Source organism: Nonomuraea gerenzanensis (assembly GCF_020215645.1).
GTDB lineage: Bacteria > Actinomycetota > Actinomycetes > Streptosporangiales > Streptosporangiaceae > Nonomuraea > Nonomuraea gerenzanensis.
In genome coordinates, this window is sequence record NZ_CP084058.1 from 8,661,398 (window position 1) to 8,675,249 (window position 13,852).

Genomic DNA, 13,852 nt, shown 5'->3' on the forward strand with positions numbered 1-13,852 from the left:
CCGCCGCTCACCCGTCCGCCCTTCCGATGATCGTCAGCACGGTCGCGACGGCCGCCGCGGCGCGGCGCTCGTCCACGTCCGGCTCCCCCGCCCCCTCCTCACCACGGCCCGACGAGCGGAGCCGCTCGCCGATGGCCCTGCGCTCCGGCGCGGCGAAGGCGCCGAACGTGCGGCGCAGCAGCGGCAGCACGTCCGTGAACTGCTCACCCGACAGCCCCGTCAGCCACCCGTCCACCAGCCCCAGCAGCCGCGGATCATGCACCAGCAACAACCCGCCCCCGGCCAGGAACCCCTCCACCCACGCCGCCGCCCGCGCCGGCGCCTGCCCCCTGGACATGGCCCTGGACATGCGGTCACCGGCGTCGTCCAGCTCACCGCAGTCGAGCAGAATCCGGGTGAGCCGCCCCTCGACGAGCCCGTGCAGGTCCTGCCGGTCGCTCATCCCCCGCAACGTGCCCAGCCACCGCCCGCGCGGCCCCGCCGGATCCCGCGCGGCCTCGTCGCCGGACAGGAGGGCGACGGCCGAGTGCACCGCGTCCACGTGCTTGAGCAGGTCGGCCGCCGCGTCGTCGGCCAGCCCCGTCACCGCCACCGGCAGCCCGACGCAGATCCGCTCCAGCATCGAGCGCACGATCACCGCCAGCCCCGCCGCCGAGGTGCCGCGCACATCGCCGTACCGCTGGGCGCGCACCATCGCGGGCAGCGCCGCCATCAGGCCGGTGACGTCCGTGTCGAGGGCCGCCTTGGCCGACAGGGCCGCCAGCACGCCGGGCAGCGCCTCCGGCAGGTCCGCCAGCAGGCAGCGCTCCACCAGCGACGTCAGCTCGGCCAGCGCCGCCGACGGCTTCCCCGCCAGGTCCCTGGCCCGCTGCGCCGCCGCCCCGGCCACGGTGGTGCCGAGGGCGGCGTGCTCGATGAGCGCCAGGTCGTGCTCGGGCCGCCACCGCAGCGTCCACGTCTCCCTGAACGTGCCCTTGCCGCGCGCCTGCCCCGGCGTGCCCCAGCCCACCCCGAGCAGCGCCAGCCGGTGCAGCAGGTGGCTTCGGTCGAGGTCGAGGGGCTTGCGCAGGTCGAGGTCGAGCTCCCGGTCGAGGGCCTCCGGCTTGAGCTTGAGCCGCCGCTGCTGCTCACGCAGGTCGCGCTGCAACGGCACCATGGGGGTGCCGTCGCAGACCTGGCCGAGCCGGTCGCCGACCACCAGGCGCCGCTGGATCAGCTCCACCGCCAGGTCGTCACCCTCGCACAGGACCGCCCTGGCCGCCTCGGTGACCTCCCCCAGCCCGGCCAGCGGCCTGCCGCGCAGGGTGGCCAGGCCGTGCGCGAGCCGTACGGACTCGATGACGTGCGCCGACGACACCGCCAGCCCCTCCTCGCGCAGCACCCCCGCCGCCAGCGCCAGCCACCGCTCCACCGGCCGGTCGGGCGCCTCGAACAGGTGGTGGTACCAGCCCGGCGAGGTGATGCCCGCGCCGTAGCCGCTCCACGAGGCCAGCCGCCCGTACGTCCACGGCACCCACGTCAGCTCCGCCTTCACCTTCGGCAGGCCGCGCAGCACCGCGTTGTCCGCCGCGACGGGCGGCAGCGGGCCGGTCAGCGCGGGCACGTGCCAGGCGCCGCAGATCACCGCGATCCGCTCGTGGCCCTGCTTGAGGGCCGCGCGGAGGGTCTTGCGCATGTACGCCTCGCGCCTGGCCTCCCGCTCGTCCGGCCGGTACCCCTCGCGGACGGCGGCCATCGCCTCGGCGATCACCTCGAACGGCGTGTCTCCGGCGCGGTGCTCGACGACGTCCTCCCACCAGCGTTCCGGGTCGTCGTGACCGGCTGCGGCGGCCAGCGCGCCGATGGGGTCGGTCGGCACCTCCTGCGCGGGCTCGGCCTCGTCACGGTCGGCCACGGCGCGGTCGGCAGCCACGTCACGGTCTTCGGCCAGGGAGTGGGCGGCGGGCAGATCGCAGAAGCGCACCGGGATGCCCGCGGACGTGCCGTACAGGATCGCCTGCCACTCGGGGGAGAACACCGCGAACGGCCAGAACGCGGCCCGTGTCGGCGCGCCCGGCACGTGCGCGAGCAGCGCGACCGGCGGCTCCAGGCCGGGGGCGAGCGCGACCAGGGCGTCGGCCTCCGGCGGGCCCTCGATGAGGATCGCGTCGGGACGCAGCCGCTCCAGCTCCCGCCGCACGGCCCGCGCTGAGCCCGGCCCGTGATGCCGCACCCCCAGAATCGACACGGAGCTCATGACACCTCGCGGCAGGCGCGGTAGAAGTCGCGCCAGTCGGAGCGCTCGCGCACCACCGTCTCCAGGTACTCCCGCCACACCACCCGGTCCGACACCGGCTCCTGCACCACCGCGCCGACGATCCCGGCGGCCACGTCGGACGGCCGCAGCACCCCGTCGCCGAAGTGCGCGGCCAGGGCGATGCCGCTGGTCAGGACCGAGATGGCCTCCGCCGTGGACAGGGTGCCGCTCGGCGACTTGACCTTCGTGCGGCCGTCCTCGGTGACCCCCGTGCGCAGCTCCCTGAACACCGTCACCACCCGCCGGATCTCCGCCAGCCCCGTCGTCGTCTCCGGCAGCTCCAGGGAACGGCCGAGCTGGGCGACACGGCGGGCGACGATGTCGACCTCCTCCTCGGCGGTGGCGGGGACCGGCAGCACGACGGTGTTGAAGCGGCGGCGCAGCGCGCTGGACAGCTCGTTGACGCCCCGGTCGCGGTCGTTGGCCGTGGCGATCACGTTGAAGCCGCGCTGCGCCTGCACCTCGCGGTTCAGCTCGGGGATGGGCAGCGTCTTCTCCGACAGCACGGTGATCAGGGCGTCCTGCACGTCGGACGGCATGCGGGTGAGCTCCTCGACCCGCGCCACCCGGCCCTCGGCCATCGCGCGCATCACGGGCGAGGGGGTCAGCGCGTCCATCGAGGGGCCCTCGGCCAGCAGCCTGGCGTAGTTCCAGCCGTACCGGACGGCCTCCTCCGCGGTGCCCGCGGTGCCCTGCACGAGCAGCGTCGAGTCGCCGCTGATCGCGGCGGCCAGGTGCTCCGACAGCCACGTCTTCGCGGTGCCCGGCACGCCGAGCAGCAGCAGCGCCCGGTCGGTGGCCAGCGTCGCCACGGCCACCTCGACGATGCGGCGGGCGCCGACGTACTTGGGTGTGATGTGCTCGCCGTCGCCCAGGATGTACGTGGTCACCGCCCACGGCGACAGCTTCCAGCCCGGCGGCCTGGGCCGGTCGTCGTCCTTGGCGAGGACGGCCAGCTCCTCGGCGTACTGGTCTTCCGCGTGCGGGCGCAGAACGGTCATCAGGAGAGCTCCTTGTACATGTCAGCACGGAAACGCAGCAGGGCGGCGACCTGCTGGACGGGCTCGGCGGGCGAGTAGTCCTCTGCCAGCTCGAACAGGGCCGGGTCGATGTGCTCGCCGGCCAGCTTGACCAGCTCGCCGAGGTTCCACGGCTGTGTGGTGTTCACCTTCACGATCTTGTTGAGCACGGCCGTCGCCAGGCCCTCGCGCCAGTGGGACGACACGCCGCCCAGCACCATGATCAACTGGCTGTCCAGGTCGTGGGCGCGCACGAACCGGGCGGCCAGCTCCTGCTGCTCCTGCGCAGGGAGCGATTCGAGCAGGTCCGCGATCGGGTCCCAGGCGAACATCGCCCGTGCCCACTCCGGGTCCCTCTGCAGCACGGCGGCCCTGACCCAGGCCGCCTTCACCTCGGCGTCCCAGTCGGGGATCCGCATGCCCAGCACGTCGTGCGGCCGTCCCCAGAAGGACAGGGGCGCGCGGGCGATGATCTGCTGCAGCCACCAGGCCCGCTCGCCGATGCCCCGGGGCGGCTTCGGCCGCACGCCGTCGCGCTCCATCGCCTTGTCGCAGGCCGCCGGCGCCTCGACGGCGATCACGTCCCCGCTGATGGTCACGCAGGCGCGCACCCGCTCGGCCATGCGCCGCGCCAGGCGGGAGCCGGGCAGGCGGGCCAGGAGGTTCGCGGCGGCCTGGCGCACCTCCCTGCGGCGGTCGTCCAGCGCCTGCTCCAGGAACGGCTCGTCGGCCATGCTCAGCCCGTCGGCCAGCACCTCCACGAACCCGGCCCGCTCGTCCGGCGTCTCCCGCTCCCAGGTGCTCTCCAGCAGCCGCCTGGCCTGCGCGGGGTCGGCCGCCCGCAGCACGCTCAGGTGCGCGCGCCGGTCGGCGGCGCCGCCCAGCTCCCAGGTCTCGCCCGTCGGCTCCTCCAGCAGGTACGCCCAGGCGGGGTTGAGCCCGGCCAGCCAACGGCCGCGCTGCCCGGCAAGGACGCCGAGATGCACCCTGATCGAACGGTCGCGGCGGCCTCGCTCCAGCAGCTCGGGCAGCACGTACGGGGGCACCCTGCGGCCGGTGGCGGCAGCTGCGGCCAGCCATTCGGGGATCAGCCTCTCGTGCTCGCCGCCGAGCAGCCTGCCCAGCCGCTCGGCCGCCCGCCTTCCGACCGCTTCCCGCTCCTCGTCGGGCGCTACCTTCTGCTGCGGGTCGGGGCCGCCCTCCTGCGTGCCCGGCGCCTGCTCATCCGCCGCCCCTGGCGCTTGATTGCCCGTCGTCCCTGGCGCTTGATTGCCCGTCGCCACGCGGCGGCCCGCGCGGCGCCGCGCCACCTCGACGGCCGCCGCTTCGAGCAGGTCGCCAGGGTACGGTCTGCGGTCGGTGCCCACGAGTGCCGTCGAGGCCAGCTCGTCCCAGCCGGTCACAGGATCACCGCCGTTCCGTCGTCGTCCCAGGTCGTCAGGGGGCGCAGGCCCTGCGGCGTCCACTCGACCGCCACCGTGACCGGGTGACCGCCGGAGACGGCGATCAGCCGCCAGGGGTCGTGCGCGCGGGGGTGCAGCGGGAGGCCGCCGATGGCGGTGCGTCCGGGCACCACGCCTGCCAGGACCAGCGGCCAGGACTCGGTCCACGGATCCTCGGCCAGCGCCCACGCCACCTCGTCGAGCGCCTCGTCGGGCGACATCCCGGGCGGCACGGTGGCGGATCGCGGGGTGCCGGACGCCGGGGAGGCCATCGCGGGCGCCGGGGTGGCGGTCGGAGATGGGCGGGAGGCTGCCCCAGCGCCGGGTGGCGAGATGGTGATCCCGGGCGCCGGAGTGGCGGTCGCGGAGGGCGTGACGGGGGCGTGGCGGGTGGCCACGAGGGCGCGGAGGGGGGCGGCGCCCGGGTAGTAGGTGAGGTCGGCGTCGATGGTCGTACCTGTGACCAGGGAGGCGTCCAGCGGCTGGCCCTGCGGCGCGAACGACAGGATGAGGGCGGGGCGGCCGGTGTGGCGGCCACGGAGCCAGACGCGGCGGGCCGTCAGCCGGTCCTGTACCTCGTCGCGCCTGCCCAGCACGTCCCAGTGATCCCGCACCGGCGGCCCGGCCAGGACCTCTTCCCTTGTCACAGGGAAGCCGGCGCGGATCAGGACGGTCTGGGCCAGGCCATCCGGCAGGTCGGCCCGGCGGCGGTAGGCGATGGCCAGCAGGTTGACGAGCGCGTACTCCTCCAGGAGCCGCCCCGGCCAGCCCTCCTCGGCACGCACCCGGGCCAGCCGCGACACGACGCCTGCCACGCCGGGCGCCTGGGCGTCGATGAGTCGCTTGGCCAGGCCGTCCCAGTCGTGCTCCTGCGCTCCCGCCAGGCCCTGCCGCACCTGGTCGGCCAGCCACCGCTCCAGCTCGGCCAGCCCGGCGGCGACCCGCTGATGACGTACGGACTCCACCCGCCCACCGGCCCCCGACCGGACGCCACTGCCCTGCCCGGCCCGTCCAGCGCCCATGCCGCCCTGCTCGGCGGGCCCCGGGCCCGTCCGGGCGTCGGAGCCAGCGCCGAGGACCGGATCCCCGGCCGGGCCCTGGGCTGAGGCCGAAGGCGGCGAGCCGTCGGCGGTGGCCGGCTGAGCGCGAGCACCCTCCTGAGAAGACCCCTCCGCGCGAGCACCTTCCCTACGGGCGGCCTCCACACGGGCGGCCTCCAGCCGGGCAGCCTCCAGCCGGGCAGCCTCCGCGCGGGCAGCCTCCAGCCGGGCCGCCGATTTGACCGCCCGTTCGGCGCGCCCATCCATCCATTCCGTCACCCACTGCGGCGCCGCCTCCGCATCAGGCACCCCATCGGCGGACCACAACAGCAGCAACCCCAGCGCATGCTTGCACGGAAACTTCCTGCTCGGGCAACTGCACCGATACGCGGGCTCGCTCAGATCAACGGCCGCGAGGTAAGGCTTGGCACCGCTGCCCTTGCACTCCCCGTACAACACCGTGCCCGTAGTGCCGCGCAGCGACCACTTGCCGGCAGCCGCCACCCCTTGCGCCGCCTTCTGGGACGACGTGTCGGGCGCGAGGGCGAGCACCTGATCGCGGCTCCACCGTTCAATCACCTGCCGCAGACTAGCCAGGCTGACCGACATTTCGCGCGAGAGCGGCGGCGACGGTGAGGCTTGTCCGGAAATATCCTCATAAACTCGGGGTGTGGAGTTGAGGAGCTACCCCGACGGGCCGTCCATCCAGGTGACCGACGAAGAGGCGGCGCTGAAGGCGTCCGGGTCGCTCGACGGCCAGGTCGTCCTCGACGACGGCCGCTTCCTGCGCAGGGACGTCACGGGCGAACCGGTCGCGTTCGTCGCGCGCCCGCCCGTCGCCGCCGCCCTCGACCTGCTCCCGCACCCCGAGGGCGGCTGGTTCAAGGAGACCTACCGGTCGCCTGTCACGTTCGTGCCGGACGGTTACCCCGGCCCCAGGGCCAGCGCCACCGCCATCTACTTCCTGCTGTGTCCGGGCGAGGAGTCCGTGCCGCACGTGGTCACGTCGGCGGAGATCTGGCTGTGGCACCGCGGCGGGCCGCTCGACCTGACGATCGGGGACGAGACGGTCGTCCTCGGTCCCGACGTCGAGCGCGGGCAGGTGCCGCAGGCTGTCGTGCCGGGCGGCGTGTGGCAGGCGGCGCGCCCGGCGGGCGACGCGGAGGTGCTGGTGAGCTGCGTGGTCTCGCCGGGCTTCGACTTCGCCGACTTCCGTGCCTGACGTCCGGCCGGCGCTGTTCGGCACGGCGCTCGTACGCTGGGCGGGCGAGTTCTCCGACCGGCACCGGCTGCCGGAGGGAGCGGTGCGACGGCTGATCGAGGTGGGTGCGGGAGCCGGTGGAGGAGGGTTTCCAGCACGACGTGGTGCGCCCTGACCGGCGAGCAGTGAACGCGGCGGCCGTCAGCCCTGCACGGTCGGGCGGATGACGATCTCCCCGATCTCCACGTCCGCGGGCTGCTCCACCGCGAAGGCGATGGCCCGGGCGACCGCCTCGGGCGCGATGCCCATCCGCTCCATGTCCCGCCGCACCTGCTCCCGCACCTCGGGATCATCGATCCAGTCGGCGAGCCCCGTGCGGACGTACCCGGGCGAGACCGCCGTCGTCCGCAGCACGCCGTCGGTCGACTCCTGCCGCAGCCCCTCCAGCAGCGTCCGCACCGCGTTCTTGGTGGCCGCGTAGACGGCCTGGGTGGGCACGATCTTCAGCCCGGACGTCGACACCGTCGTCACCAGATGCCCGTGCCCCTGGCGGCGGAACACCGGCAACGCCGCGGCGATGCCGTGCAGCACCCCGCGGAGGTTGACGTCGATCATCGCCGACCAGCCGTCCACGTCGAGGTCCGCCACGGGGCCGGTCCTGGCGATGCCGGCGTTGCCCACCAGCACGTCCAGCCGCCCGAACTCACTGACGGCCAGGGCGACGAGCCCTTCGAGATCCTCGCGGCGGGCCACGTCCGTGACGCGGACGGCGGCGCGACCGCCCGCCGAGCGGATGTCCCCCGCGATCTCCTCAAGGCGCTCCGCACGCCGCGCACCGAGGACGACGGCCGCGCCCCGCTCGGCGAGCAGGCGCGCGGTGGCCTCGCCGATGCCGCTGCTCGCCCCGGTGACGACGACGACCTTGCCGCTGATGACAGACATGGCGTACGACCTCCAGCTAGAATGGACACGTGTCCGCTTACGTCTTCCACAGTAGCGGACACGTGTCCGCTTAGCCAACCCACCATGCCGAGGACCGATGAACCCACCTGCCCGCCGCCGCGCCGACGCGGCGGAGAACCGCGAGCGGATCATCGAGGTCGCGCGGGAGGTCGTCGCGAGCGCGGACGAGCTACGGCTGAACGAGATCGCCAAACGGGCGGGCGTCGGCCAGGGCACCCTCTACCGCCACTTCCCGACCAGGGAGCACCTGCTCGCCGAGGTCTACCGCAAGGACGTGGACGACCTCGTGGCCGCCGCCCCGGCACTGCTCGCCGAGCACGACCCGCTCACCGCCCTGACCCGCTGGCTGGCCAGGGTGGCCGACTACGCGCAGGTCAAGCGCGGCGTGCTGGCCGCCGTCGAGGCGGGGGTCTGGCGGGACCTGTCCGCGCACAGCCTCGGCCCCATCGGCGACGCGCTGACCACGCTGCTGGACGCCGGCAAGGCCGACGGGACAATCCGTCCCGACGTGGACGCCCGCGACCTCATCCTCCTGCTCGGCTACCTGACCCGCCTGGAGCAGAGCGAGTGGGACACCCGCGCCCGGCACCTCCTGCGGGTCATCCTGGAGGGCGTACGCAGCCGCGGCTGAGCGCCCATGAGCATGAGCCGGGTTTGCGGGTAAGGGGCGGGACATGGAGACCAAGGAATGGACCGTGCGCATCTCGTTGACCGAGACCGGCGACGACACCTCGGCTCAGGCGACGCTGACCACCGCCAAGGGCGAGCACGTCACCGGCACCGGCCGGGCCCGCCGCAACCCCGCGGACCCGTCCAAGCCGGAGATCGGGGACGAGGTGGCCGCCTCCCGGGCGCTGGCGGACCTGGCGCAGCGCCTGGCCGTCATCGCCAATCACGACATCTCCGGATCCGCCGCCGACGCCGCGCCCCCCACCCGCTCGTGGTGACTCCACGCACCACAGGGAGCACGCCCGGCAGGATCAAAGATCAATCCCTGGGGTAACGTCCTGTCCGTCGCGCCGTCCGCACGAGGAGAGACCCCATGATCCGCAAGGCCGTGATCCCGGTGGCCGGGCTGGGCACCCGGCTGCTGCCCCTGACCAAGGCGTTGCCGAAGGAGATGCTGCCGATCGGCGACAAGCCGGTCATCGAGCACACCATCCGCGAGCTCGTGGACTCCGGCATCGACGACATCACCATCGTCACCTCGGCGCGCAAGGACCTCGTCCAGCGGCACTTCGCCCCGGACGGCGACCTGGAGCGGGAGCTGCGCGCGGCCGGCAAGGACGACCTGGCCGACGCCGTGGCCGAGCTGTCGTCGCTGGCCCACATCACGTACCTGTACCAGCGCGGCCCGTACGGCAACGGCACGCCCGTGCTCAACGCCGCCCGGGTCATCGGCGACGAGCCCTTCATGGTGCTGTGGGCCGACGACGTGTTCGTGGCCGAGGTGCCCCGCGCCAGGCAGCTCAAGTCCGCCTACGAGGCCACGGGCGCCCCGGTGCTGGCCCTGATGCCGATGGAGGTCGAGGACGCCTCCCGCTACGGCGTGCCGATCGTCGAGGAGGACCTCGGCGGCGGGCGCCTGCGCATCTCGGGGCTGGTGGAGAAGCCGCGCCCGGAGGAGGCCCCCTCCCGGTACGCCGCCATCGGCGGTTACGTCGTCACCCCGGGGGTGGTCGCCGAACTGGAGGCCGCCACGAGCCGCTGGCACGAGCACCCCGAGGGCGAGATCTACCTCACCGACGCCCTGCACCGCCACGCCACCGCCAACCCGGTGTTCGGCCAGGTCATCGACGGCACCTGGTGGGACACCGGCTCCCCGCTCAACTACCTGCGGGCGCAGTTCGCCGCGGCGCTGGCCGATCCCGTCTACGGGCCGGAGCTGCGCAAACTGGCCCGGGAGAGCTAGCGTCTACGAAAGAACTTACGAGGAGGGCACCGGTGAGCCGACAAATCGTTTCCATCGTGGGCGGCAAGGACGGGGAGGCCGCGAGCACGTACGAGTCGATCAACCCCGCCCGTACGGGCGAGGTGGTGGCGCGGGTCGGCCTGGCGGACGCACGGACGTTCGCGGCGGCCTGCCGCACCGCCAAGGAGGCGCAGCGCGAGTGGGCCAGGGTGCCCGCGCCGGTGCGCGGCCGGGTGATCGCCTCGATCGGGCGGCTGGTGGAGGCCAACACCGAGCGGCTGGCCAGGCTGGTGACCGAGGAGATCGGCAAGCCGTACGCCGAGGCGCTGGGCGAGGTCAGGGAGATCGTCGACACCTGCGACTTCTTCCTGGGCGAGGGCCGCAGGCTGTACGGGCAGACCGTGCCGTCGGAGATGCCGGACAAGAACCTGTTCACGTTCAGGAACCCCGTGGGCGTGGCCGCGGTCGTGACGGCGGGCAACTTCCCGGTGGCCGTCCCGTCGTGGTACCTCGTGCCGGCCCTGCTGTGCGGCAACGCCGTGGTGTGGAAGCCCGCCGAGTACGCCGCCGCCTCCGCGCACGCGCTGTTCCGGCTGTTCACGGCGGCGGGCCTGCCCGACGGCGTGCTGAACCTCGTCTTCGCCGGCGGCACCGGCACCTTCGAGGGCCTGGAGCTGGCCCTCGAAGAGGGCACCGTGCAGAAGGTGGGCTTCACCGGCTCCAGCGAGGTGGGCAGAAAGATCGGCGAGCTGACCGGCCGCCACCTGCAGTCGGCCTGCCTGGAGCTGGGCGGCAAGAACCCGATGGTCATCATGCCGGACGCCGACCTCGACCTGGCCGTCGAGGGCGCGCTGTTCTCCGGCTTCGGCACCGCCGGCCAGCGCTGCACCAGCCTCGGCACGGTGATCGTGCACGAGAGCGTGCACGACGAGTTCGTGCGGCGCTTCGCGCGGGCGGTCGGCGCGGCCAGGATCGGCGACCCGGAGCAGGACGTGCTGGCGGGCCCGCTGCTGGACACGAAGTTCGCCGACCGGTACGAGGAGTACCTGACCTGGATCGAGCCGCACCACCAGGTCGTCACCGGCGCCACCGGCCGGATCACCAAGGACAACCCGCGCGGCGACTTCGACGGCGGCGACGGGCTCTACTACCACCCGGTCGTGGTGGACGGCGTGCGGCCGGGCGACCGGCTGTTCATGGAGGAGACGTTCGGCCCGATCGTGGGCGTGACCGCGTTCTCCACCCTGCAGGAGGCGCTCGACCTGGCCAACCTGCCCGGTTACGGCCTGTCGAGCTCCATCTACACCACCGACCCGCAGCACGCCTTCCGCTTCCGTGAGGGCATCTCGGCCGGCATGGTCAGCGTCAACAACTCCACCTCGGGCGCCGAGGCGCACCTGCCGTTCGGCGGCAACGGCAAGTCGGGCAACGGCAGCCGCCAGTCCGGCATGTGGGTGCTCGACCAGTTCACCCGCTGGCAGGCGATGAACTGGGACCACTCGGGCCGCCTGCAGAAGGCGCAGATGGACGTGGCGGAGATCGTCCCCGATCTGGACTTCCGCCTGGCATGACGAGAGCGGGGCCCCTTCACGCGAAGGGGCCCCGCTCTTTCAGCGAGATCAGACCTGGCCGGCCTTCTCCAGGGCCGCGCAGCAGGTGTTCACCAGCAGGCGGGTGACCACGTACGGGTCGACGTTGGCGTTCGGGCGGCGGTCCTCGATGTAGCCCTTCTTGTCCACCTCGACCTGCCACGGGATGCGCACGGAGGCGCCGCGGTTGGAGACGCCGTAGCTGTACTTGTTCCACGGGGCGGTCTCGTGGTGGCCGGTCAGGCGCAGCTCGATGTCGGCGCCGTACTGCGAGACGTGCTCCATCGGCTTGTCACCCTCGCCGAGCGCCTCGCACGCGGTGATGATGGCCTCGTAGCCCTCGCGCATGGCCTTGGTGGAGAAGTTGGTGTGCGCGCCGGCGCCGTTCCAGTCGCCGCGGGCGGGCTTGGCGTCGAGGGTGGCCTCCACGCCGTACTCCTCGGCGGTCCGGTAGAGCAGGTAGCGGGCGACCCACAGGTGGTCGGCGACCTCGAGGGGGCCCGCCGGGCCGACCTGGAACTCCCACTGGCCGGGCATGACCTCGGCGTTGATGCCGGAGATCGCCAGACCGGCGGCGAGGCAGCGGTCGAGGTGCAGCTCGACGATCTCGCGGCCGAACACGGCCTCGGCGCCGACACCGCAGTAGTAGTGGCCCTGCGGGGCGGGGAAGCCGCCCTCGGGGAAGCCGAGCGGGCGGCTGCCCTTGAAGAAGGTGTACTCCTGCTCGATACCGAACCAGGACTCCTGCGCGGCGTACTGCTCGGCGATCGGGCGGAGCAGGGCGCGGGTGTTGCTGACGTGCGGCTCGCCGTTGATCTCCTCGACCTCGCACAGGACGAGCTTGTTCGCGCCGCCGCGGATCGGGTCGGGGCAGACGAACACCGGGCGGAGCACGCGGTCCGACGAGTGGCCCTCGGCCTGGTTGGTGCTGGATCCGTCGAAGCCCCAGACCGGAGGCTCGGCCCCGTCGGCAAGGATCTTCGTCTTCGAGCGCAGCAGAGCGGTGGGCTCGGTGCCGTCGATCCAGATGTACTCAGCCTTGTAGCTCACGGCGGTCCTTTCGGGGTTTCTCTCAGCCACGCCGAGTCTTACGGACGGCCGTTTCCCGGTTTTTGCCCGAATGTGAACGCCATGTTAATCGCGGCGCGTCGTCACCTCTCCGACACGCCTCCGTCGCTGCGCCCCGGAGCCGCACGAGGGGACCGCCCTGCCCGCCGTCAGCCGCCGCGTCCTGACCCCGGCGAGCAGGCCCGGTCGGCTCTAGGGCGCGAACGGCGCCAGCTCGGGCACCGGCTCGCCGCCCAGGATGGAGCGGGCCAGCGCGTCACCCGTGTACGGCGCCATCGTCAGCCCCGCCGCCCCGAACCCCGTCACCACGTGCAGCCCGTCCGTCCCCGGCAGCGGCCCGGCGATCGGCACCTGCTCCTGCGCCAGCGGCCGCAGCCCGACCCGCGTCTCGATGAGCGTCGCGTCCGCCAGCCCCGGCGCGATCCGCAACGCGTCGGACAGCACCTGCAGCTGCCCCCGCGCCGTCACCCGCGCGTCGAACCCGCTGCCCGTCTCCCTGGTCGCGCCCACCGCCACCCGCGAGTCGTCGAAGGCCACCAGGTAGTGGTGCGACAGCGGGTGCACCGACGGCCAGCCGCTGGTGTCGACGCCGTCGAGGCGCAGGTGGGAGATCTGGCCGCGCTGCGGCTCGACCGCCAGGCGCAGGCCGCGCGGCTCCAGCAGCTCGTCGGCCCAGGCGCCCGAGGCGACCAGCACGGCGTCGGCCGCCAGCAGGTCGGCGCCCACCTCCACCAGCGGCGGGCCCTGCGGGCGCAGCCTGGCCCGCCCGCGCACCTGCCGGGCGCCGTAGCGGGCCGCGCCCTGGAGCAGCGCGTCGCGCATGGTGCGCCCGTCCACCCGGCCGCCGCCGGAGATGAACACGCCCTCCAGCGTGTCGGCGAGCACCGGGAACAGGGCGCGCACCTCGTCGTTGCCGATGCGCCGCACCTCGCCGACGACCGCGCCGGCGTCGCGGGCGCGCGCCTCGACGCGGGCCTGCGCCTCGTCCAGCAGGGCCGGGTCCTCGTGCACCAGCAGCTCGCCGTTGCGGCGGTAGTCGGTACGCTCCACGCCCGCCTCGGCCAGCAGCCCGATCACCTCGGGATAGTAGGCGGCGCCGGCGGCGTACAGGTCGTAGAAGGGCCCCTCCACGGCGGAGGCCCACGGCGCGATGATGCCCGCGCTGGCGGCCGTGGCCTGCCCGGCCTCCCCCGAGTCGACGACCGTGACGGCCGCGCCCCTGCGGGACAGCGCGAAGGCGGCGCTCGCGCCCGCGATCCCGCTGCCGATGACGATCACATGCATGATCCCCTTCCTACCGTACGGCGCATGGGCTCCCGCCC

General features: G+C 73.7%; 12 protein-coding genes. 5 read left to right on the forward strand and 7 right to left on the reverse strand.

Annotated features, from left to right (window positions below; genetic code table 11):
* Nucleotides 1–7: 7 nt before the first annotated feature.
* Genes LCN96_RS40250 through LCN96_RS40265 form a run of 4 tightly spaced genes read right to left on the reverse strand, consistent with a single transcriptional unit; the run spans nucleotide 8 to nucleotide 6,376 of the window.
* On the reverse strand, nucleotides 8–2,236 hold the full coding sequence (locus tag LCN96_RS40250) for a DUF5682 family protein (RefSeq protein ID WP_225267654.1): 2,229 nt from the start codon (nucleotides 2,234–2,236) through the stop codon (nucleotides 8–10).
* The gene (locus LCN96_RS40255) at nucleotides 2,233–3,297 is read right to left on the reverse strand and encodes an ATP-binding protein (RefSeq protein ID WP_225267655.1); all 1,065 of its coding nucleotides are present in this window, start codon (nucleotides 3,295–3,297) and stop codon (nucleotides 2,233–2,235) included. Before LCN96_RS40255 ends, LCN96_RS40250 begins: the two co-directional genes overlap by 4 nt.
* Nucleotides 3,297–4,718, reverse strand: coding sequence for a DUF5691 domain-containing protein (locus tag LCN96_RS40260; protein WP_225267656.1), 1,422 nt, complete (start codon nucleotides 4,716–4,718; stop codon nucleotides 3,297–3,299). The genes LCN96_RS40255 and LCN96_RS40260 overlap by 1 nt, the downstream gene beginning before the upstream one ends.
* Nucleotides 4,715–6,376 (reverse strand): SWIM zinc finger family protein, encoded by a 1,662-nt coding sequence (locus LCN96_RS40265; protein WP_225267657.1) that lies wholly within the window; start codon nucleotides 6,374–6,376, stop codon nucleotides 4,715–4,717. Before LCN96_RS40265 ends, LCN96_RS40260 begins: the two co-directional genes overlap by 4 nt.
* A 91-nt stretch (nucleotides 6,377–6,467) precedes the next feature.
* Here LCN96_RS40265 and LCN96_RS40270 point away from each other — a divergent pair, with 91 nt between their 5' ends.
* Entirely contained in the window at nucleotides 6,468–7,019 is a 552-nt protein-coding gene (locus LCN96_RS40270; protein ID WP_225267658.1) for a cupin domain-containing protein, read from the forward strand.
* A 180-nt stretch (nucleotides 7,020–7,199) separates the two neighbouring features.
* Here LCN96_RS40270 and LCN96_RS40275 read toward each other — a convergent pair whose 3' ends face one another.
* Complete coding sequence (locus LCN96_RS40275) at nucleotides 7,200–7,940, reverse strand: SDR family oxidoreductase (RefSeq protein ID WP_225267659.1); 741 nt, start codon at nucleotides 7,938–7,940, stop codon at nucleotides 7,200–7,202.
* A 97-nt stretch (nucleotides 7,941–8,037) separates the two neighbouring features.
* Here LCN96_RS40275 and LCN96_RS40280 point away from each other — a divergent pair, with 97 nt between their 5' ends.
* From LCN96_RS40280 to LCN96_RS40295, 4 genes are all read left to right on the forward strand, one after another.
* On the forward strand, nucleotides 8,038–8,592 hold the full coding sequence (locus LCN96_RS40280) for a TetR/AcrR family transcriptional regulator (RefSeq protein ID WP_225267660.1): 555 nt from the start codon (nucleotides 8,038–8,040) through the stop codon (nucleotides 8,590–8,592).
* Nucleotides 8,593–8,635: 43 nt separating this feature from the next.
* Nucleotides 8,636–8,908: a DUF1876 domain-containing protein gene (locus LCN96_RS40285; protein ID WP_225267661.1), complete on the forward strand. Its 273-nt coding sequence runs from the start codon at nucleotides 8,636–8,638 to the stop codon at nucleotides 8,906–8,908.
* 95 nt (nucleotides 8,909–9,003) lie between these two features.
* Nucleotides 9,004–9,873 carry a UTP--glucose-1-phosphate uridylyltransferase gene (locus LCN96_RS40290; protein ID WP_225267662.1) on the forward strand — a complete coding sequence of 290 codons (870 nt, stop codon included), beginning with the start codon at nucleotides 9,004–9,006 and terminating at the stop codon, nucleotides 9,871–9,873.
* Nucleotides 9,874–9,905: 32 nt separating this feature from the next.
* A complete protein-coding gene (locus tag LCN96_RS40295; RefSeq protein ID WP_225267663.1) occupies nucleotides 9,906–11,444 on the forward strand; it encodes an aldehyde dehydrogenase family protein in 1,539 nt (512 codons plus the stop codon).
* Nucleotides 11,445–11,492: 48 nt separating this feature from the next.
* On the opposite strand, the gene glnII is transcribed toward LCN96_RS40295, so the two are convergent.
* Both glnII and LCN96_RS40305 read right to left on the reverse strand, forming a co-directional pair.
* Entirely contained in the window at nucleotides 11,493–12,512 is a 1,020-nt protein-coding gene (gene glnII / locus LCN96_RS40300; RefSeq protein WP_225267664.1) for a glutamine synthetase, read from the reverse strand.
* A gap of 210 nt (nucleotides 12,513–12,722) precedes the next feature.
* A complete protein-coding gene (locus LCN96_RS40305) occupies nucleotides 12,723–13,814 on the reverse strand; it encodes an NAD(P)/FAD-dependent oxidoreductase (protein ID WP_225267665.1) in 1,092 nt (363 codons plus the stop codon).
* Nucleotides 13,815–13,852: the final 38 nt, after the last annotated feature.